Annotated in this window: 18 protein-coding genes; 7 read left to right on the top strand and 11 right to left on the bottom strand. The window is 70.2% G+C overall.

What is annotated here, in order from left to right:
- Positions 1–30 precede the first annotated feature (30 nt).
- Both lspA and KOI47_RS24225 read left to right on the top strand, forming a co-directional pair.
- Positions 31–642 (top strand): signal peptidase II, encoded by a 612-nt coding sequence (gene lspA, locus KOI47_RS24230; protein ID WP_232376213.1) that lies wholly within the window; start codon positions 31–33, stop codon positions 640–642.
- A complete protein-coding gene (locus tag KOI47_RS24225; RefSeq protein WP_216207778.1) occupies positions 639–1,565 on the top strand; it encodes an RluA family pseudouridine synthase in 927 nt (308 codons plus the stop codon). The genes lspA and KOI47_RS24225 overlap by 4 nt, the downstream gene beginning before the upstream one ends.
- A gap of 312 nt (positions 1,566–1,877) precedes the next feature.
- On the opposite strand, the gene ltrA is transcribed toward KOI47_RS24225, so the two are convergent.
- From ltrA to KOI47_RS24205, 4 genes are all read right to left on the bottom strand, one after another.
- Positions 1,878–3,377 (bottom strand): group II intron reverse transcriptase/maturase, encoded by a 1,500-nt coding sequence (gene ltrA / locus KOI47_RS24220; protein WP_216207516.1) that lies wholly within the window; start codon positions 3,375–3,377, stop codon positions 1,878–1,880.
- Positions 3,378–3,831: 454 nt separating this feature from the next.
- A complete protein-coding gene (locus KOI47_RS24215; RefSeq protein ID WP_216207775.1) occupies positions 3,832–4,980 on the bottom strand; it encodes an HNH endonuclease signature motif containing protein in 1,149 nt (382 codons plus the stop codon).
- A gap of 51 nt (positions 4,981–5,031) precedes the next feature.
- On the bottom strand, positions 5,032–5,772 hold the full coding sequence (locus KOI47_RS24210; protein WP_216207772.1) for a class I SAM-dependent DNA methyltransferase: 741 nt from the start codon (positions 5,770–5,772) through the stop codon (positions 5,032–5,034).
- A gap of 43 nt (positions 5,773–5,815) precedes the next feature.
- Positions 5,816–6,829 (bottom strand): AsnC family protein, encoded by a 1,014-nt coding sequence (locus KOI47_RS24205; protein ID WP_216207769.1) that lies wholly within the window; start codon positions 6,827–6,829, stop codon positions 5,816–5,818.
- A gap of 125 nt (positions 6,830–6,954) precedes the next feature.
- Here KOI47_RS24205 and KOI47_RS24200 point away from each other — a divergent pair, with 125 nt between their 5' ends.
- Positions 6,955–8,628, top strand: a complete 1,674-nt coding sequence (locus tag KOI47_RS24200; RefSeq protein ID WP_216207766.1) for a DUF885 domain-containing protein — start codon at positions 6,955–6,957, stop codon at positions 8,626–8,628.
- The gene (locus tag KOI47_RS24195; RefSeq protein ID WP_216207764.1) at positions 8,625–10,295 is read left to right on the top strand and encodes a DUF885 domain-containing protein; all 1,671 of its coding nucleotides are present in this window, start codon (positions 8,625–8,627) and stop codon (positions 10,293–10,295) included. The genes KOI47_RS24200 and KOI47_RS24195 overlap by 4 nt, the downstream gene beginning before the upstream one ends.
- Positions 10,296–10,302: 7 nt before the next feature.
- On the opposite strand, the gene KOI47_RS24190 is transcribed toward KOI47_RS24195, so the two are convergent.
- Entirely contained in the window at positions 10,303–10,974 is a 672-nt protein-coding gene (locus tag KOI47_RS24190; protein ID WP_216207761.1) for a sortase domain-containing protein, read from the bottom strand.
- A gap of 224 nt (positions 10,975–11,198) precedes the next feature.
- Here KOI47_RS24190 and KOI47_RS24185 point away from each other — a divergent pair, with 224 nt between their 5' ends.
- A complete protein-coding gene (locus tag KOI47_RS24185) occupies positions 11,199–12,191 on the top strand; it encodes a Ppx/GppA phosphatase family protein (protein WP_216207758.1) in 993 nt (330 codons plus the stop codon).
- A gap of 45 nt (positions 12,192–12,236) precedes the next feature.
- Positions 12,237–12,419 carry a hypothetical protein gene (locus KOI47_RS24180; RefSeq protein ID WP_216207755.1) on the top strand — a complete coding sequence of 61 codons (183 nt, stop codon included), beginning with the start codon at positions 12,237–12,239 and terminating at the stop codon, positions 12,417–12,419.
- Between the two features lie 58 nt (positions 12,420–12,477).
- Here the strand turns inward: KOI47_RS24180 and KOI47_RS24175 are convergent, their stop codons facing one another.
- On the bottom strand, positions 12,478–13,311 hold the full coding sequence (locus KOI47_RS24175; RefSeq protein WP_216207752.1) for a helix-turn-helix transcriptional regulator: 834 nt from the start codon (positions 13,309–13,311) through the stop codon (positions 12,478–12,480).
- A 117-nt stretch (positions 13,312–13,428) separates the two neighbouring features.
- On the opposite strand from KOI47_RS24175, the gene KOI47_RS24170 reads away from it, so the two are divergent.
- Entirely contained in the window at positions 13,429–14,493 is a 1,065-nt protein-coding gene (locus KOI47_RS24170) for an aldo/keto reductase (protein WP_216207749.1), read from the top strand.
- Between the two features lie 35 nt (positions 14,494–14,528).
- On the opposite strand, the gene KOI47_RS24165 is transcribed toward KOI47_RS24170, so the two are convergent.
- The 5 genes from KOI47_RS24165 to KOI47_RS24145 form a co-directional block, all read right to left on the bottom strand.
- Positions 14,529–16,913 (bottom strand): glycoside hydrolase family 65 protein, encoded by a 2,385-nt coding sequence (locus KOI47_RS24165; protein ID WP_216207746.1) that lies wholly within the window; start codon positions 16,911–16,913, stop codon positions 14,529–14,531.
- Positions 16,910–17,644 (bottom strand): HAD family hydrolase, encoded by a 735-nt coding sequence (locus KOI47_RS24160; protein ID WP_216207743.1) that lies wholly within the window; start codon positions 17,642–17,644, stop codon positions 16,910–16,912. Before KOI47_RS24160 ends, KOI47_RS24165 begins: the two co-directional genes overlap by 4 nt.
- Positions 17,645–17,696: 52 nt before the next feature.
- Entirely contained in the window at positions 17,697–18,182 is a 486-nt protein-coding gene (locus KOI47_RS24155; protein WP_216207740.1) for a hydrogenase maturation protease, read from the bottom strand.
- Positions 18,183–18,304: 122 nt separating this feature from the next.
- Complete coding sequence (locus tag KOI47_RS24150; protein WP_332461423.1) at positions 18,305–19,642, bottom strand: cryptochrome/photolyase family protein; 1,338 nt, start codon at positions 19,640–19,642, stop codon at positions 18,305–18,307.
- Between the two features lie 32 nt (positions 19,643–19,674).
- Positions 19,675–20,859 carry an ROK family transcriptional regulator gene (locus KOI47_RS24145; RefSeq protein ID WP_216217512.1) on the bottom strand — a complete coding sequence of 395 codons (1,185 nt, stop codon included), beginning with the start codon at positions 20,857–20,859 and terminating at the stop codon, positions 19,675–19,677.
- Positions 20,860–20,972 lie beyond the last annotated feature (113 nt).

Raw genomic sequence — 20,972 nt, 5'->3', positions numbered from 1 at the left:
GCCGCGGGACCTGCCGTGGACAATGGTCCGGTGAGCACCGATCACGAGCAGCAACCCGGGGACGGGCAGGAGCCCGCCGATTCCGGCGCACAGCAGCCGCTGCCGCCGCGGCGGATCGGCCTGGTCGCGGCAATCGCGCCCCTGGTGTTCGCCCTTGACCTGATCACCAAGGTGCTCGTCACGGCGAACCTGGAGGGCAGCGCCCCGGTCCGCATCCTCGGCGGGGCCGTGTACCTGCAACTGGTGCGCAACCCCGGCGCGGCGTTCTCGATGGCCACCGGGATGACCTGGGTGCTCGCCCTGGTCGCGATCGGCGTGGTCATCGCGATCATCTGGCTGGCCCGGCGGCTGCGGTCGGTCGGCTGGGCGATCGGCCTCGGCCTCGTGCTCGGTGGCGCGCTGGGCAACCTTGCCGACCGGATCTTCCGTGCCCCCGGCCCGTTGCAGGGCCATGTGGTCGACTTCGTGTCCGTGTTCGCCCCGAACGGCGACTTCTTCCCGGTGTTCAACGTGGCCGACTCGGCGATCTCGATCGGCGCCGTGCTGATCGTGCTGATGTCCCTGCTCGGCAGGGACTATGACGGCACCTCCACCCGGAAGCAGGGGAAGTCCCAGGCCGCCGCGGAACGGGACGAGCCGTGACCGCGCGGATGTTGCCGGTCCCGGACGGCCTGGACGGGATGCGGGTGGATGCCGGGCTGGCGAAGCTGCTGGGCCTGTCCCGCACGGTGGTCGCCGAGTTGGCGGAGTCCGGCGAGGTGCGCCTGGACGGCAGGCAGGCGGGCAAGTCGGACCGGCTCACCGCGGGCGGGCTGCTGGAGGTGACGCTGCCGGAGCCGGAGCAGCCGCTGTCCGTGGTCGCCGAGCCGGTCGAGGGGATGCGGATCCTGCACACCGACGAGGACATCGTGGTGGTGGACAAACCGGTCGGCGTTGCCGTGCACCCGAGCCCCGGCTGGACCGGCCCCACCGTGGTCGGCGGGCTCGCCGCCGCGGGACTGCGGATATCCACCTCCGGCGCGGCCGAGCGGCAGGGCGTGGTGCACCGGCTGGACGCGGGTACCACCGGCGTGATGGTGGTCGCCGCCAGCGAGCAGGCGTACACCACGCTGAAACGCGCGTTCAAGGAACGCACCGTGGACAAGGGCTACCACGCGCTGGTGCAGGGGCATCCGGACCCGACCCGCGGCACGATCGACGCGCCGATCGACCGCCATCCCCGGCAGGACCACAAGTTCGCCGTGGTCGCGGGCGGCAGGCCCAGCATCACCCACTACGAGGTCATCGAGGCCTTCCGGGCGGCCTCCCTGGTGGACGTCAAGCTGGAGACCGGTCGTACGCACCAGATCAGGGTGCATTTCTCCGCGCTGCGCCACCCCTGCGTCGGCGACCTGACCTACGGTGCCGATCCCGTGCTGGCCCGCAAGCTGAACCTCAGCCGCCAGTGGCTGCACGCCAGGAAACTGGGGTTCGCCCATCCCGCCGACGGCCGCTGGGTGGAGTTCACCAGCGAGTACCCTGCCGACCTCGCGGCCGCCGTCGACACCCTGCGTGCCGAATCCTGATCTCATCACGCGTCCTCCTTTCCTTGGCGGTGGAGGAGGTTGCGTCTGGGTCTTCGCTCCGGGTCCAGAAACGCTGGTGGGATGAACTCGGGTAGTCCGTTGCGCATTCTGACTTGCCAGTCGGTGTGGTGGATGAGGTTGTGGTGGTACCAGCACAGCAGGGTGAGGTTGTGCAGGGCGGTGGGTCCTCCGAGGGCCCAGTGGGAGTCGGCATGGGGCGCGGTGTCCGGATTTCGCCGGGCCGTTTCCCCATGCCGCTCCCCCGAACCGGACGTGCGGCTTTCACCGCATCCGGCTCTCCACGAGTCGCCGTTAGGTTGCCGTTATGGCTGGTTTGTCCCAGGGTGTCGAGATTTGGTTTCCTCGGTAGCGATAACGTTGGATGGTCATCGTTGTGGGTCTCCATAGTTCGACACCGTTATATTCCGGCCACCACCGGTTGTAGTAACGGTTTATGATGTCCCGTTTACTGGTACGGGGGTGTTTGTTCTTCAGCCATTCCCAGACCCGCCACCACAGGTAGTCTTGCAGGTGGTGGTAGGCCTTGCTGGAAGAGCCGTGCCGGAAGTACTGGGCCCATCCGCGGGTCATCGTTCCGAGTTGCCGGAACAGTTGGTCCGCGTCCTGATGGGTGATCCGTTTGGTAACTGTCTTGATCTTCCGCTTGATCGAAGTCATCGACTTCTTCGAGGGGAGGGTGTAGATCAGTCGCCGATCGCTTCCATATTGGCGATACCGCTGGATGCGGAACCCGAGGAAGTCGAACCCCTCGTCGATGTGGGCGATTCCGGTTTTCTCGGGTGCGAGCCGTAGCCCGATCCCGGCCAGGATCGCCTCGATCTCGCCCCACAAGGATTCCGTGTGTTCCCGGGTTCCGTTGACCATGACGACGAAGTCGTCGGCGTATCGGGTCAGGCGGAACGTCGCACCGCCGCGTTCACGGTGCCGTTGCCGGTTGGTGGCGTTCTTGTGGTTCTCCCACAACTGGTGGAAATAGTCGTCCAGCTCGGAGAGGGCGATGTTGGCCAGCAGAGGCGACAGGATGCCGCCCTGCGGGGTTCCGGTATGGGTGTCCCGGTCAGGACCATCCTCGCTGAGGATTCCGGCGTGCAGGAACGCCTTGATGAGTTCCAGAATCCGCTTGTCCTTGACGCGTCGCCGCACCAAACCCATCAGGGCGGTGTGGTCGATCTCGTCGAAGCAGGCGGTGATGTCGCCCTCGAAGACCCATTCGTAGCCCTCACGGGCATGTTTGCGGATTTCTTCGATGGCATCCTGGGCCCGGCGCCTGGGCCGGAAACCATAGCTGGAGGACTGGAACCCGGCCTCGAAGATCGGTTCCAGGACCAGCTTCAGCGAGGCTTGAACGACCCGATCGGTCACGGTCGGTATCCCCAGCCGACGGGTCTTCCCACCGGCTTTGGGGATGTGTCGTTCCCGGACCGGGAGCGGACGGAACGTCCGCGCTTTCAGATCGGCGCGGATTTCCTCCAACAACCCGACCACACCCAGCGCCGAGTCGGTGATCGACCGCACCGTTCGGCGATCGACGCCCGCGCTGCGTGCTCCGGTGTTCCCTGACACCCGCTCCCACGCCACGGCGAGGAACGCGGGGTCGGCCACGAGGTTGTAGAGATCATCAAACCGGCGACCGGGATCGGCCGCCGCCCAACGGTGCAGTTTCGTCTGCATTCCCAGTACCCGCTGCCCTGCCGTGAACGGCACCAGCAGCAGATCACCGATGTTCACCGGTGAGGCCTCTTCTGGCATTACCCCAACTTCCCTGCTCGATTCGCTGTCGCCCTTCCCCATGCGGACGGTTTTCCCGCCCTCGGAGTACTACGGCGACTCCGCCCCACCACAGAGCCCCTCGGCGGGCAATGCACCTATCCACATCTGGGACACCGGATTGCGCCCAGGCATGGAAAGCTCGCGGTGGTTCCCATGTTCACGTGTTCCCGATCGACGAGTGAGGCACTCAGCTTTACCCCGGCAGCCCCTGTGAATACGCCACAGACTTTCTCCACAGACTACCCAGGAATACAATCCCAGGCGGGCGCTACACCCTTCACTTGGTTCACGCGCACTGCGATACCGACTCAGATCCGCCAGGTTTCGAGTCGGCTCCACATAACGAGGCCTCAGACACTGATTCCTATTCGTATACCTTCTCGTCTCGCTCACCGAGCCCGCACCATCTGGCAGTGCTGGCACGACTCGACTTTGTCAGGGCCGCTTGCCACCTCAATCCACCCATTCCCGTGAATCAGGCTGCCCTCAGCTTCACCGAACCACTGTGACGGTCCAGCGCCGGAGGTCTCTCACCTCCGATCGGACAAACACGCGCCTCATGGCGCACGAACACCACATGATGCGCGTCACATTGCTTGGGCTTTTTCCGGCAGCCGGGGAAGGTGCATCCCCGGTCCCGCAGGATCAGCGCCCTGCGAATAGCCAGCGGCACCGCACGCGTGCGCTGTCCGATGTCGAGGATCTCGCCCTTGCCGCCCAGGACCGCGGGCACGACATACGCGTCGCAGGCCATGCGGCGGATTTGGGCGGCGGAGTAGGACTCCTGCCCGTGCAGTAGCCCGTATCCGGTGCCGTGCTTGAGGTCGTCGAGGGTGATGGTCACCATGACGGTGAAGGGTTCGCCCGCCTCGGTGGGCCCCTCCTCCGGGCACCCGGCCGCGACCCGCAGCACGTCGGCGAAGGCGTCCCCCTGGCGCTGGTACTTGCTGCGCCGGTCCGGTTCGTCTTTGGTGCTGGCGGGTTTCGCTCTCGGTTCGATCAGCCCGGTCAACACTGCGGCGGTCTCCGCATCCAGATCAAAGGTGCCCCGCAATCGCCCACCCCGGGTTTGTCGCCAGTCCAGGTGCCGTTCCGGCCGGGCCAGTTCCTCCTCGCTCGGTGGATTCCCGTCTTGATCCAGGCGGGCCAGGATCTCCCGGCCCAGGGTGGTGACGGTGTGGGGTTCGTACTCCCGCGCCGCCTTGGTCAGCAGCGCTTCGGCATGCTCGCGGTCGGGCAGGCTGACCGGCTGGGGGAAGCGGGTGATGGTGGCGCGGATGGTCTCGATGTGTTCCGGCCCGATCGCGCCTTCGGCCGCGGCGGCGCCGACTTCGGGCAGGTCGGGTTCCAAAGGTATGCCGCCCGGGCCGTGCCGCCGCACCACCGCCCGGGCGTGGGCGACGCGCTGGCGGGCGTCATACGGGTTGACCCGCAGGATCTCCCGGGTCAAGGTCGGCAGGTCGCGGTAGCCCTTCTGGCTGGCGGTGCCGCGGCCGTCGAGTTCGGCCAGGACCGCCAGCTCCCGGGCATACAGAGCTCGCCGCTGCTGTTCGAGGTCGCCCAGCGCGGTCAGGAGTTCCTCCTCGCTCGTGCGGGAGGTGTCGATGCCGAAGGTCCTGGTCACAACCCCAGATTACCGTGCTATCGACCACATGTTCGATACACGATCGGGTGGTTATGCGCGGCGTGCGATGGTGATGATCTCCGGGCTGGAGTCGGTGAGCGGATTGCCGGCCCAGTCCCCGAACTGCTCCTCGGTCACCAGTCCGGCCCCGGTGAGGAAGGCCGACAACCCGGCGGCGTCCAGGAAACGCAGGGTGCTCCGGCTGGTTCGCGGAGCGTCCCATGCCGTGCTGGTGAACGTGGTCGTGAACCGGACGATCTCCCCGCTGACCGGGACGTCCACCTCGTGCCACATCCGTACCGCCGCCCCGGAGGCGTCGGTGACCTCCCTGACGTGCTCCGCCGTCCAGCGCTCCCAGGGTCTGGCCGCGGGGTTACGGGTCTCGAAGGCGAACCGGCCGTGCCCGGTCAGTGCCGAGCGGATGGCGGCCAGCGCGTGGCGCAACTCCTCGTCGGTGACGAACACCTGGAAGGCGTGTCCGCTCATCACCACCAGGTCGAACTCCCGGTCGAACGCGACCGAGCCCAGGTCGCCATGGATCCATTCGATATCGGTCCGCCTGCGCGCCTGCTCCAGCATCCCGGCCGCGGGGTCCAGCCCGCACAGCCGCCCGGTGTGCCCGGCCTGCCTGGCGGCGTGCAGCAGCATCCCGGTCCCGCAGCCGACGTCCAGCACCGCCTCGGCTGCCAGCACCTTCGGCAGGTAGAACCCCAGGTCCCCGGTCGCCCGCCAGGGATTGAACAGGTCGTACAGGGCGGCAAGGCCGGGGTCGGTGAACAGCTGATCGGGCATGGCGCCTGTCTAGCAGGCACCGGACAGGGGAGGCGATCGAAATTCAGTCCTCGAGGGACCAGGTGAGGGTGCGCTCGTCGGGTTCCGGACGCGGGCTCCACCGTACGGCGACCACCCTGGTCGCCTCGGGCAGCACGTACACGGTGTGCCCACCCGCCGTTTCCCCCGGCTGCACGCCGATCTTGTACGGCTGGCGGGAGGACAGCGACACCGGCGCCTTGCCCACGGCCTTGCCGTCCTCGGTGAGCAGTTCCAGGTAGTTGTCCGGCAGCGCGGCGAACGGCACCTGCCCGCGGTTGGACATCTCGGTGTGCACCACGATCGAGCGCTCACCCTCCTCGAGCCGGTAGCCCGCGGCGCCGAACAGGTAGTCGGCAGGGTCCTGCACCTCCAGCAGCTGTACGGCCAGCCGTTCGCCCTCCAGCCCCTGCGTCTCCAGGGTGTCCCCGGTGCGCCCGCTGCGCGGCCCCGCGGCCGAGGGCTGGGGTGAGGCGGCGGCAGGGGCCTGCTGGTCGCCCCTGGCCCAGGAAGCACTCTGCGGCGGCCCCCAGGTGCTCATCAACGGATCGCCGGGGGCGGCAGGGGCCGGGGGAGCGGGTTGCGGCTGCCGCATGGGTGGTGCGGGCTGTTGCTGGGGCGGCGGTGGCGGCTGGAACTGCCCGGACGGGGTCCCGTGTACCGGATACCGCCCGGATGGCGTGCCATACGCCTGGTGCGGCGCGCCGGGTACCGGATGCTGGCCGCTGGGCGTGCCGTGCACCGGGTAGGCCCCGGAGGGCGCACCCTGGGTGGGCGGTGGTCCCTGGTACGGCGGGGTGCCCGGATGTGGTGGCGCGGGGGGCCTGCCGCCGGAGGCGGCGAGCGCGGCGCGCAGCCCCTGCGGGTCGCTCTCCACCCCGACGAGCAGGGGCAACCCGGTCGCGGACAAACCGACCAGCCGGTAGGCGACCTCCTTCGGGTCCATCCCGACCCTGGCGGCCAGTTCGTGCACGGCGGCCTTGCCGACCTCGGCCAGGGCGGCGAGCAGTCGGGCGTCGACGGGATCGGTTACGGCCACGGCTTCGAGCGTAGCCCTGCGGTCCGCGCGCTCCGGCGCCCAGGGGCCGGGGCCAACCTTGGCGAAAAGTGCCCGGCTCGATCTAGGCTCGGCGGACAGCATCGCTCGAACACTGGGGATTCCTGATGACTGACGTGGTCTCGCTCGCCGATGAGCTGGTCGACACCCTGTTCCGGGCCGAGCCGCTGTGGCCTGCGGTACTGGGGCTCGAGCAGTCCCGGCCGGGCCTTGGCGAGCTCAGCGCGGAGGCCGAGGCGGCGCTGCGCGCGGATCTCGCGGCGTTGCGTGCCCGCGCCGAGGCCATCGAGCCGGAGGGGCTGGCCGCGCAGGACCGGATCACCCGCGAGGTGGCGATCGCCATGGCAGGCGTCGGCATCGACGATATCGACAGCAGGTTCGTCGAGTTCGCGGTCAGCGACCTGTTCGTCTCCCCGGCCGCGGACCTGCTCACCAGGCTGCCGCTACTCGCGATCAACGGGGCCGACGAGGAACGCGCCCAGCTGGACCGGCTGGCGAGCATCCCTGGTTACCTGGAGCAGGCGCTGGAACGGCATCGCGCGGGCGTGGCGGCCGGTCTGGTCCCGGTCGGCCATCAGGTCGAGGCTGCGGTGCGGCGGATCGACCAGTACCTCGCCGAGCCCGCCGCCGACCCGCTGCTGCGTCAGCAGGCCCCGAGTGCCGGGTTCGAGCGGCGGCGCGCGGAACTCCTCGAGCGGACGGTGCGGCCGGCATTCCGGCGGTACCGGGACGGGGTGGTGGCCGAGATCGCCGCCCACGGCAGGCCGCCGGAGCGGCCGGGCGCCTGCTGGCTGCCGGACGGCGAGCGGATCTACGCCACCCTGGCCAGGGCACGGACCTCGGTGGAGGTGGATCCGGCGCGGCTGCACGAGACCGGGCTGCGGCTGGTCGCGGAGCTGGCCGAGGAGTACGCGGAGATCGGCGGCCGCGTGTTCGGCACCTCCGACCTCGGCGAAATCTTCCGCCGGCTGCGGACCGACCCGGCCCTGCGCTGGAAGGACGAGCGGGAGTTGCTGGACGGGGCGCGGGAGGCGATCAGCAGGGCGGAACGCGCAGCGCCGGACTGGTTCGGCCGGATCCCGCCCGACCCCTGGGTGGTCCGCCCGGTGCCGGAGGCCGACGGCCCGAACGCGCCGCTGGCCTACTATTTCTGGCCGTCCGCGGACGGCAGTCGCCCCGGTACGTACTTCGCGAACACCTACCAGGTGACCGAACGGTTCCGGCACACCTGTGAGGCCACCGCGTTCCACGAGGTGATTCCCGGGCACCACTTCCAGTCCTGCATCGCCCTGCGGCTGGACGACCTGCCGTTGCTGCGCAGGGTGAGCAGCTTCCCCGCGTACAACGAGGGCTGGGGCCTGTACACCGAGCGACTGGCCCGCGAGATGGACCTGTACTCCGGGGATGTGGCGCTGCTCGGGATGCTGTCCATCGACTCCCTGCGTGCCGGGCGGCTGGTGGTGGACACCGGGCTGCATGCCAAGGGCTGGAGCCGCGAGCAGGCGGTGGACTTCCTGGTGCGCAACACCCCGATGGGCCGGGTGGAAATCGAGTCCGAAGTGGACCGCTACATCGCGTGGCCGGGGCAGGCGCTGTCGTACATGGTTGGCAGGCTGGAGATCCAGCGGATCAGGGCGGAGGCGGAGCGGGCGCTGGGCCCGGAGTTCGACATCCGCGAGTTCCACGACGTCGTACTCGGCGGTGGTTCCGTTCCGCTGCCGGTGCTCGACGGGATGGTGCGGGAATGGGCACGAAGCAACGAAAAAGGGGCGCGAGCATGAGCGAGGTCGACCGGCTGGCGGACGAGTACATCGACCTGTACTTCACGGCGAACCCGCTGTTCGCCTCGGCACTCGGGATACGCGGCGAGCACGACGCTCGCCTTGCGGACCACAGCGCCGACGCCGAGTGGCGGCAACGGGCAGCCCTTGCCGACCTCGCCGTGCGGGCGGAGGCGATCCCGCCGGACACGCTGTCCGCGCAGGATGCGCTGACCCGCCAGGTGGTGATCCAGCAGGCCAGGGCCGCGGTGGACCTGATCGACGCGCGGCTGCCGGATGTGGTCGTCAGCGACGGGCTGAGCGCACCAGCGCTGCTGCCGATGACCGCCTTTGCGATGATCACCCTCCCTACCGAGGATGCGGCGCGCGGCCACCTGAAGCGACTCGGCGCCATGTCGTCCTATCTGGACACCATCACCGAGCGGCAGCGGGCTGGCGCCGCCGAGGGCAACCTGCCGCCGGGGTTCCTGGTCGAGGCCGGTATCGCCTATGTCGACCGTTACCTCGCTGGCACCGGGACCGACCCGCTGCGGATCCGGCCGCAGGTCGAGGTCGCGGGCTATGCCGAGGAACAGGAACGGCTGCTGGCCGAGGTCGTGCGGCCCGCGTACCGGCGCTACCGCGAGTTCCTCGCCGGGGAGCTCGCCCCACGCGGCCTGCCTGCCGACCGGCCGGGCCTGTGCTGGCTGCCCGATGGCGAACGCCGGTACGCCGGCCTGGTCCGGGCACACACCACCACCGAACGCACGGCGCAGGACCTGCACGACACCGGCCTGAGGCTGATCGAGCGACTGGCGGACGAGTACGCCGAACTCGGCAAGCGGGTGTTCGGCACCGGTGACCTCGGCGAGATCTTCCGCAGGCTGCGTACCGATCCGGAGCTGCGCTGGCGGGACGGCGAGGAACTGCTCGAGGCCGCCCGCGCCGCGATCGCCCGCACCGAGGCGGTCGCCCCGCTGTGGTTCAGGTCGGTACCGTCGCAGCGCTGCGAGGTGCGTGCGGTGCCGGAGACCGAGGCCGACGGCGGCACCATCGCGTACTACATCGAGCCTGCCATGGACGGGTCCCGGCCCGGTGTCTACTACGCCAACACCGACCGCGCGCACGAGCGGTCCCGGCACGTCAGCGAGGCGATCGCCTTCCACGAGGCGGTGCCAGGGCATCACTTCCAGCTGTCCACCTCGATCGGACTGACCGAGCTGCCGCTGCTGCGCCGGATCGCCGATGTGAACGCCTACATCGAGGGCTGGGGCCTGTACGCCGAACGGCTCGCCGACGAGATGGGCCTGTACTCCGGAGACGTCGCCCGGCTCGGCATGCTGGCCCAGGACTCGATGCGAGCCGGCAGGCTGGTGGTGGACACGGGGATGCACGCACTCGGCTGGAGCAGGCAGCAGGCGGTGGACTACCTGCTGGAGAACGTGCCGCTGGGCCGGGTGGAGATCGAGGCCGAGGTGAATCGCTACGTGGCCGTGCCGGGGCAGGCGTTGTCGTACATGGTTGGCAGGCTGGAAATCCAGCGGATCCGGGCCGAGGCGGAGGCGGCGCTGGGCCCGGAGTTCGACATCCGGGACTTCCACGACGTGGTGCTGGGTAACGGGCACCTGCCGCTGTCCGTGCTCGCCTCGGTGGTCACCGATTGGGTCGGCGGACGCACCGCGAGCTGACGGGGCGTCAGCGGGTGGCGGTCAGCCTGGCGTACACGACCACGTCCTCGGAATGCGCCGTGGCGCCGTCGTCGAAGTGGCCACCGCAGGTGGTCAGCCGTACCTCGGGGCCGTCGCTGGGGCGGGTGAGCTGCTCGTGGTCGCCGTGCCGGGGCCGGGAGCCCACCCGGTACACGGTGAAGACGGCGGCCACGCCGTCCCGGCGGTTGACGATGATGGTGTCGCCGCGACCGAGTTCGTGCAGCCGGAAGAAGGCACCGCGCTGGTAGCCGAACTCGGCGTTGCCCACGAGCACCGCGGCACCCCGCTCACCGGGGGTGGGCGTGGAGCTGAGCCAGCCCACGGTGTGGGCCTCGCCCGGGATCTCGATGGCTCCGGTATGGGTGAGCCCGAGGTCGATCAGCGCGCTGGTCGCCACCCCGATGGCCGGAATGGTCAGCGCGGCGGGAGCCGAGGGTGCCAGCGCGCTCGGCCGGTCACCGGAGCGGCCATGCACCGCCTGGGTGCCGGAGGTCGGCTCACGCTGGCTCACCGCGGCGGTGTCCACCTTGCCGTCCGTGGGGTCGAACAGCACGTTGATCCCGGTCAGCACGGTGGCGAGCACGACAACGACCGCCACGGCGACCGCGGTGAGCCTGCGGAGATCGTCGTGACGCTGCTTGCCACCGGCCGATGTCATCCCTTGCTCCCACCCCTGGCGAGGATTGCGTAACGTTCAGGATGTCTGATCTGTGATCGTTCAGTGACCGACGTAGCGTTACTGCTCCGAATGGCAGATTGGCTTTCATCACTCTTTCGGGTCACTATGAGGTGACAGTTCGGCCACTTACTCGCACGGAAAGTGAGAAACTCGCAAAGCTGACCGCCGGCGTTTGACGTGGTGCGGGCTGGGTATCACCCGGTATGGCACGGGACACGGAGGTACCGGACGTGGGGGTCGGTGGGCAGGCCGGATCGCTGGTAGGTGTGCTGGACGTCGGTGCGTTCAGTGCTCGCCTGCTGGCGGTGCGCCGTGGCGGTACCCCGCTGCGCCCCGAGCTCGACCACAAGACCCGGCTGCGGCTGGACCGCGCGCTGGATTCCACCGGGCGGCTCGCCGCGCACGGCGTCGCCGAGGTGGTGGACGGCGTTCGCACAGCTCAGCGGATGGCGCGGGAACGCGGGGTGCGCGAGGTATACCCGCTGGCCACCTCCTCGATCCGGGACGCCCGCAATGCCGAGGCCGTGCTCGGCACGGTGCACAGGGCGACCGGGGTCCGGCTCCGTCCGCTGCCCGGCAAACGGGAGGCCGAACTGGGTTACCTCGCGGCCCGCCGCTGGTACGGAGCCTCGGCGGGGCCGCTGATGGTGGTGGACATCGGTGGCGGCACGGTCGAGCTGGCCGCGGGGGATGGCGAGCGGGCGAGCTGCGCGAGATCGCTGCGGCTCGGTGCGCGGGAGATGACCAGGGCCTGGTTCGACACCGCCCGGCCGAGCCCGGAACGGATCGCGGAACTGCGCGAGTACGCCATCGACCGGGTACGTCAGGTGCTCGGCGACCTGGAGCGGCCGCTGCCGGACTATCGCACGGTCGGCTGCTCCAAGGTGCTGCGCCAGCTGGCCCGGCTGGCCGGTGCCCGCCCGCAGCGCGGAACCGCCCGCGACCTGCACCTGGAGGACCTGCGGATCTGGGTGCCCCGACTGGCGAAGCTGCCGCCCGAACGCCGGGCCGAGCTGCCAGGGATATCCCGGGGCCGGGCGCGGCAGGCGCTGGCCGGGGCCGTGGTCGCCGAGGCACTGCTCACGGTGTTCGGCGGGCCGGCGGCGATCTGCCCCTGGTCGACCACGCACGGTTTGCTGCTCACCCTGCTGGACCGGCACGAGTCCGACCCCTCCGGTGGCCGGTGGGCGGCATGACCGGCGTACCTGACTGGTTCCGGCGGAATGGGGTACACCTGGGGTATGAACGACCGCAGCCAGCGTTGGGACGGCGAACCGGGCAGCGAACCGGACAACGTCCCGGTCCCGCCCGACCGGGACATCGGCGGCGGCACCCGTGACGTTCCCGAGCCGATGAACAAGGACGAGGTCAAGCACGCCGAGGACCTCAGCGATGACGAGGTCACCCCGGAACCACCGGACTAGGAGCTGTTCAGAGGAGGTCGATCGAGGTGATGCGACCGCGCGCCTTCTTGAACACAGACTAGGAGCGGCGCAACCGGTCCAGGGCCGCCTGGCTCGCGGCGTCCGCGGCACGGTAGATCACCAGCAGCTGGTCCGGGTCCTGAAGTGGCCGGAGCGTTTCGAACTGCACGGCGAGCACACCGGCCTCGGGGTGCCGCATTTCCTTGCGCCCGCGGCCGCTGACCTTGACGTCCCGCTCGGCCCACAAGCGCGCGAAGTCCTCATTGCCCGCGGTGAACTGGGCGATGAGGTCGGTCAGCGCCCGGTCATCCGGGTGCGCGGCCCAGGCGGCGCGCAAGTGGGCGATCCCTTCCCTTACGACGCGTTCGCGATCGAGGTAGAACTCGCGGACCTTCGGGTGCATCAGGCACAACCACATCGAATTGCGCTGCGAGGGCGGCAGGGTGTCCAGATCCACCAGTAGCCTCGCCATTTCGGCGTTCCAGGCCAGGATGTCGTAGCGGTGGTTCAGCAGCATGGCCGGCAGCGGTGACAGGTCGGTGACCAGCCTGGCCAGCGGCGGCGTCGCGGTGGTGACGAGCTTGTCGGCATCGCGGGGTCGCTGCCGGGCCAGGTCGAAGAGGTAGGCGCGCTCATCGGGAGCCAGGTGCAGCGCCCGGGCCAGCGCCTCCACCACCTCAGCCGAAGGCCGCAGCGCACGCGCCTGCTCCAACCGCACGACGTAGTCGATGCTGATCCCGGCCAGTTCGGCGACCTCTTCGCGACGCAGACCCGGGGTCCGCCGGGTCTGCCTGCGATCCGGTAGCCCGAGATCCCGCGGATCCAGGCGTTCCCGCCGGGTTCGCAGGAACGCGGCCAGCTCCTGGGTCCGATCCACCGTCGAGGTCGTCATGATCGCTGCAACAGCCAGGGTGGGACTGATGTTCCCAGGATCTTCTTTCCCTTATCCCTGGCTCGCCGCGGTCACAGACTGGCTGTCGACAATGGATCACCATCGCAGGAGGACAGGATGTCGCTCACCCTGGACAGCTACCGGCTGCTGGGCCGCTCCGGGCTACGGGTATCACCGCTGGCGCTCGGCACGGCGACCTTCGGCACCGAGTGGGGCTGGGGCGCCGAGAAGGACGAAGCACGCAAGTTGTTCGACACCTACGTCGAGCGCGGCGGAAACTTCATCGACACCGCCAACACCTATACCGATGGCAGCTCCGAGCGTCAGCTGGGTGAGTTCACCAGGGACAATCGCGAGAGCCTCGTGCTGGCCACGAAGTACACGACGCTGCGCCGGCCCGGCGACCCGAACTCCGCGGGAAGTCACCGCAAGAGCATGTTCGCGTCGGTGGAAACCAGCCTGCGGCGGTTGCACACCGACTACCTCGATCTGCTCTATCTGCACGTGTGGGACTTCACCACGCCGGTCGAGGAGATTCTGCGCGGTATGGACGACCTGGTGCGGCAGGGCAAGGTCCTGTACGTGGCGATCTCCAACGCCCCGGCCTGGGAGATCTCGCGCATGCAGGCGATCGCCGACCTGCGCGGATGGTCGCCGCTGGTCGGGCTGCAGATCGAGTACAACCTCATCAACCGGGCCGCGGAACGTGATCTGATCCCCATGGCCCGAGCGATGGGCCTTGGCGTGACCCCGTACTCACCACTGGCGGGCGGCCTGCTCACCGGCAAGTACAGCCGCGCCGACCTGACCGCGGCGCATACCGGATCCGGGGAGAGCACCCGCAAGAGCTTCAACGCCGACGTTGGCATGATCAGCGAACGAAACCTCGCGATCGCCGATGCCGGGAAGGAGGTCGCCGCGGAGCTGGGCTGCACGCCCGCCCAGGTCGGACTGGCCTGGACCCTGCAGAACCCGGGCGTGACCGCACCGATCATCGGCGCCCGTACCACCGAGCAACTGGAGGGCAACCTGCGCGCGCTGGAGGTCGACCTCACCGCCGACCAGCTGGCCAGGCTCGACGAGGCCAGCGCGATCGACCTCGGCTACCCGCACGACCTGCTCGTCAGTGACCACATGCGCAACGTGACGAAAGGTGACCTGAGGATCGAAACCCGGCGCTGACGCCGGGTGGCCGCGCCGGTACCGCCGTGGCGGTATCAGGAACCCTGCTGGCCCAGGTTGCGGCGGACCTGCTCCGGGTGCCGCCGGACCGGGGACCGGCCGGCTGGCTGCTCCGGCCGGGGTGGTGCGGTGATCTCCGGGATCGGCAGCCGTACCACCTCGGTGCCCAGCTCGAACGGCTTGCCATGGTGGATGAGCCGCAGCGGATCGCCGGACAACAGCCGGTAGCGGGCCTCGTCGGGGCGGATCTCGACCTCGAACCGGGAGTCGCGGCAGCACATCCGGAAGGCGATCCGGTCCAGCTCGCCGGGCAGCCGGGGGGCGAACCTGAGCTCGCCGCCGTGGTCGCGCATGCCGCCGAATCCGGCGACCATCGCGGTCCAGGCCCCGGCCAGTGAGGCCATGTGCAGGCCGTTGCGCACGTTGTGATGCAGGTCGTGCAGGTCGGTAAGGGCGGCTTCGCCGAGGTAATCGTAGGCAAGATCCAGGTGGCCGACCTCGGCGGCGAGCACCGCCTGCGTTCCGGCGGAAAGGGAGGAGTCCCGCACGGTCAGGCCCTCGTAGTAGCCGAAGTTCCTTGCCTTCTGCTCGGCGGTGAACTCGTTCCCGCACAGGTGCATCGCCAGTACCAGGTCGGCCTGCTTCACCACCTGCTTGCGATAGAGGTCGAAGTACGGGTAGTTCAGCAGCAGCGGGTAGTTCGCCGCCGGGGTGCTCGCGAAATCCCATGCCGCGTGCGAGGTGAAGCCCTCGGACTGCGGATGCACACCGAGCAGCTCGTCGTAGGGCACGGCCATCGCGTCCGCCGCGGCCCGCCACTCCTCGATCTCGGTGGTGTCCACCCCGAACATCGCGGCCACGTCCGGGTTCCGCTCGCAGGCGGCCGCGGCCTCCCGCAGGTTCCGCCGCGCCATCAGGTTGGTGTAGACGTTGTTGTCGCTCACCGCGGAGTACTCGTCGGGTCCGGTCACCCCGTCGATGCGGAAACCGTCGTGCTGGTCGTAATGTCCCAGCGAGGCCCACAGCCGCGCCGTCTCCAGCAGCAACTCGGTGCCGTGCAGCCGGTCGAACTCGGTGTCGCCACTGGCTGCGAGGTAGCGGACGGTGGCGTCGGCGATGGCCGCGCCGACGTGGAAGGCAGCCGTCCCGGCAGGCCAGTACGCCGAGCACTCCGCCCCGTTGATCGACCGCCAGGGAAAAGCCGAGCCACGCAGCCCGAGCTGCTGCGCCCTTGCCTTCGCTTTGTCTATTGTGGAGTGTCGCCAGAGCAGTGCGTCCCTTGCCGCCCCCGGCATGGTGTAGGTGAGCACGGGCAGCACGAATGCCTCGGTGTCCCAGAAGGCGTGCCCGTCGTAGCCCGGCCCGGTCAGCCCTTTGCCGGGGATGGCCCTGCTCTCCCCGCGGGCACCGGCCTGCAGGATGTGGAACAGCGCGAACCGCACGGCCTGCTGTAGTTCCGGGTCGCCCTCGATCTCGACATCGGCGCTTTCCCAGAACCGGTCGAGGAACTCGCGCTGCTCGGCCAGCAGGCCGTCCCAGCCGGTCTGCAACGCCCCGGCCAGCGCCGCCTCCACCTGCGCGCGCACCGCGGGCGCCGAGCGCTGGGCCGACCAGCCGTAGCCGAGGTACTTGGTGAGCCGCAGCCGCTGCCCCTTCGGCACGTCCACCGCCGCGGTCAGCCGGGCCAGGTCGTCCTCGACCCGGATCCGGGTGCGCAGGCCGGAAGGAGTCTCGATCTCGTGGTCCATCGCGGCCGCCATCCGCAGGCCGGACACCGCGGTGCGGTGCACCAGCACCGCCCGGTAGTCCTCAGCCCAGGAGAACTCGGCGTTCAGCGGGGACTTCAGCGCCGCCGCCGCTCGCGGGTCCTTCGACTCGGAGTCGACCGGCTCGTTCGCCAGCAGGTCGGACTGGACCACCAGCTGCACGTCGTCGTCCAGCGGCTCGACCTCGTACCGGATCGCGGCCACCGCGCGCTGGGTGAAGGACACCAGCCGTTCGGTGGTCACCCGCACCTTGCGGCCGGTCGGCGAGATCCAGTCCGTGCTGCGCCGTAGCGTGCCTGCCCGGAAGTCCAGCACCCGCTCATGGGTGGTGGCGCTGCCGTACCGCATGTCCAGCGGCTCGTCCTGCACCAGCAGCCGGATGATCTTCCCGTCGGTCACGTTGACCACGGTCTGGCCCGCTTCCGGGTAGCCGTAGCCGCTCTCGGCGTAGGGCAGCGCATGCTGCTCGTAGAAGCCGTTCAGGTAGGTGCCCGGCAGCCCGCGCGGCTCGCCCTCCTCCAGGGTGGCGCGCATGCCGATATGCCCGTTGGACAGCGCGAAGGTGGACTCGGTGCGCTGCAGCTCGTCCACGTCAAGGCCGCGCCAGCGCAGTTCCCACGGGGCGCAGTCGAAGCCCCGCCGCGGGCCGGTCATCCGCCTCCCTCCAGCAGGTCGGCCAGATCGTCCACCACGACGTCGGCCCCGTACTCGCGCAGCCGACCGGCCTGGCGGGCACGGTTGACCCCGACCACGTAGCCGAACCCGCCCGCCTTGCCCGCCTGTACCCCGGAAAGCGAGTCCTCGAACACGGCGGCGCGTTCCGGGGCCACGCCCAGCTCGGTGGCTCCGGCGAGGAAGGAGTCCGGCGCCGGCTTGCCGCGTAGCCCCTCCCGCGCGATGACCAGCCCGTCGATCCTGGCCCGCACGAAGGGGGTGAGCCCGGCGCCGTCCAGCACGGCGGCGCCGTTGGCCGAGGAGGTGACCACCCCGATGGCCAGCCCGGCCTGCTGTGCCGCCCGCAGGTAGCGCACCGAACCGGGAAAGGGGGTGACCCCGCGCTCGGCGAGGATGCGTTGCAGCAGCTCGTTCTTCCGGTTGCCGACACCGTTGATCGTGTTCACCTTCGGCGAGTCGTCCGGATCGCCCTCCGGCAGGTCGATCCCGCGGGAGGTGAGGAACTCCCGCACGCCGTCGGCGCGTGGTCTGCCGTCAACGTGGTTCGCGTAGTCCTCGGCTGTGAACTGTTCGAACCCGGGACCCTCGCGTTCGGAAAGGAAGGTGTCGAAGGTTCGCTTCCACGCCTCCCGGTGCAGGGCGGCCGTTCCGGTCAACACCCCGTCCAGGTCGAAAAGGCAGGCGGTGATCCCGTCGGGCAGTCCGATCATGCCCGGAACGGTAGTAGTGTCGGCGGCCCGCTGCCACGCATGGGGCGAGCTCTCACGTCTCCGCCTGCTCCAGCCGGGGGCTGGCGCCCCAGGCCAGGTCGGTGACCACGCGCACGGCCACCCGCACCGCCTGGTGCACCGGCGGGCTCAGCCCGATTCCACCGTCGACCCGCAGCGGCTCGCAGCTCACCAGCAGCACCCGCCCCGCGTCGCAGCCGAGCAGCTCCAGCAACTGGAACACCGCGTCCGGCCGCATCCCGTGGCCCGCGGTGAAGGAGGGCACGGCGGTGGCGCCCGCGTCGATCTCCAGCACGGACACGGTTCCCGGTCGCTCGCCCCGGGGCGTCGCGTCGATCAGGATCGTGGTGTCGTACCCACCGACCAGGTCACAGGTGATCCGGCCCCCGATCTCGTAGTCGGCGATCTGCACCCAGCCGGGCAGGCAGGCACCCTCCAGGTGCTGGACCACTTCCATCCCGAAACCGTCGTCGCCGAGCAGGCTGTTCCCGACACCGGCGACGAGGACACAAGGCTTCACTTCGCCACCTCCGGCGAGCGGCCCGCGATCGCTGGGCCGGTCCTGAAGAACCCTTCCGGCGACCTCCTCCCCTCAACGGTAGGACTGTTGGCTGGATCACACAACTGTGCGTGCCGAACCTGTCACCGCTTTCCGCGGGCGGTCAGGAAGCGGTCCGCGCCCGCACGCAGGTCCACGATCGGCTCCGGGTAGTCAAGGGCACGACGTTGGTCCGCGGGCAGGGTCCACGGCCGGTGGGCCTGCGGTCCCGGCACGTCAGCGAGTTCCGGCAGGTAGCGCCGCACGTACTCGCCGCGCGGGTCGTAGCGCTCGGCCTGCAGCAGCGGGTTCAGCACCCGGTTGGGCCTGCTGTCGGTCCCGGTTCCGGCCACCCACTGCCAGTTCAGCTGGTTGTTCGCCACATCGGCGTCCACCAGCAGGTCGGTGAAGTGCCGGGCCCCTTCCCGCCAGTCGTGGTACAGGGTCTTGGTGAGGAAGCTGGCCACGATCATCCGCGCCCGGTTGTGCATCCAGCCCTCGCGCCGCAGCTGCCGCATGCCCGCGTCCACGATCGGGTAGCCGGTCCGCCCCTCCCGCCAGGCCGCCAGCTCCCCGGCGTCCCCGCGCCACCGGTCGTGTTTGGTGCGGTAGTCCTCGACCGCGCACCGCGGCCGGGCGGCCAGCACCTGGTGGTGGAAGTCGCGCCAGGCCACCTGGCGGACGAACTCCGGCGACTGCCGCCAGGTCCGCCAGCACAGCTCGGTTGGCGAGAGGGTGCCGAAATGCAGGTGCGGCGAGAGCCGGGAGGTGCCGTCCGCGGCGAGGTCGTCGTGCCGGTCGGCGTAGTCCGCCGCGGGACCCTCCGCCCAGGCGGCCAGCAGCTGCCTGGCCAGGCTCTCCCCGCCACGCGGCAGGTCCGGCGCGGCCGGGCCAGGGCAGATCTCCTCCCCGGACGGCAGCCTTCCCGCCTGCACCCTGGGCAGCCGAAGCCGCTCGGGCGGCGCCAGCACCTGCCGTTTCGGCGCGGCGGACCAGTGCCGGTGGTACGGGGTGAACACGGCGAAGTGGTCGCCACCGCTCGGCGTGACCGCCCCCGGCGGCACCACGGTGGTCACCGTCTCGTGCACCCGCAGCTGCCTGCGCGCCGAGGCCAGCCGCTCGCGCAGCGCCCGTTCCCTGCGCAGGGCGTAGCCGCTCACGTCCGCCGCCACATGCACCTCGGCCACATCGTGTTCCGCGGCGAGCCGGGCCACCTCCTCGGCGGGCTCCCCGCCGCGCACCACCAGCCGCGCGCCGAGGCCGCGCAGGCCACGGTCCAGGTCGTGCAGGCAGTCGGCGAGGAACGCGGCCCGGTTCGGCCGGTTGAAGCCGCTGCGGCCGATGGTCTCGTCCAGCACGAACAGCGGGATCACCGTCTCGGCGGCCGCGGCCGCCGCATGCAGCACCGGGTTGTCGTGCACCCGCAGGTCCCTGGTGAACAATGCGATCGCGGTACCGATGGGTCAGCCCCTCCTCAGTGGGTTCCGGATTGTGCCCGTGCGCCCTGGGCCGGTTCGCTGAGCCGCCGGTCGAACACCATTCCCTCGCCGGCCCGCAGCCCGGTGGCGATCGCGCCGGTCAGCACCGCGTCCTCGCCGAGCTCGCCCTGCACGATCCGCGGCGCCAGCGGGGTGAACGCTCGCAGCGCCCGGTCCATCGGCTCCCGCAGCAGGTCGGCGTTGGTGGCGATACCCCCGCTGAGCACCACCAGCCGGGGGTCGACCACCGCGGCGACCGAGGCCACGACAAAGGCCAGCCTGGTCGCCACCGCCTGTACCGCCCGCAGCGCGGCCTCGTCACCCTGCCGGGCGAGGCGGAACACCTGCCGTGCCGAACGTGCACTGGTCAGTCCGGCGCGCTGGGCGGCATGCACCACCGACTCCGCCCCGGTGGCCTCCTCGAGGTGCCCGCGTGGCGGGGCGCCCGCCCCCGTTTCGCCCAGCTGGCCGTAGGGCAGGTAGCCGATCTCGCCTGCCGCGCCACTGGCCCCGCGGAACAGCTGCCCGTCCACCACCAGCCCCATGCCGACGCCGGTGCCGACCGTGATGCAGGCGAACACGTCGGCGTCCCTGGCTGCGCCGCGCTCCCGCTCACCGACCGCGGCGAGGTTGGCGTCGTTCTCCACGATCAGATCCGGGCCGACGGCCGCGGCCAGCTCGTCCAGTACCCCCGGCTGCTCGAAGGCGGGCAGGTTGGCCGCGTGCCGGAAGCAGCGGGCCTGCTCATCGGCGACCCCGGGACCGCCCAGCACGCGCACCACCACGTCCTGTGCGGTCAGCCCGGCCTCCGCCACGGTGCTGCCGGTCAGCTGGCCGACCGCCGACACGAGGCCGCGCGCGGTGCGGCTGGTGTTGCGTTGCTCGTCCCTGGCAACGACCTCGCCCGCAAGATCGGCCACGGCCACCCGGATGCGTTTGCGCCCGATGTCGATGCCCAGCACGTAGCCCGCGGTGGGGTCGGCCTCGTACACCACGGCGGAACGCCCCGGCCCGGAGGAGGTGCGGCCGGTCGTGCGCACCAGGCCCGCCTCGACCAGTCCGAGCAGCGCCTGGCCCACGGTCGGCTTGGACAGCCCGGTCTCCCTTGCCACCTGCGGACGGGTGGAAGGTCCGCCCCGGCGCAGCAGGTCGAGTACGGCACGCTGGTTGATCCGGCGCATGGCGGCCGGGGTGCCCACCTGTACCGCCTCGTCGCTTGTCACCGTCACCTGCCTTCGCGCTCCCCGGCGGGTCATTCCGTTTTACCGAGCCTACGTGCGATCTTGGCAGGCGG

The organism is Amycolatopsis aidingensis (assembly GCF_018885265.1).
GTDB classification, from domain to species: Bacteria; Actinomycetota; Actinomycetes; order Mycobacteriales; family Pseudonocardiaceae; genus Amycolatopsis; species Amycolatopsis aidingensis.
This window is presented reverse-complemented; position numbering and strand designations above follow the sequence as displayed.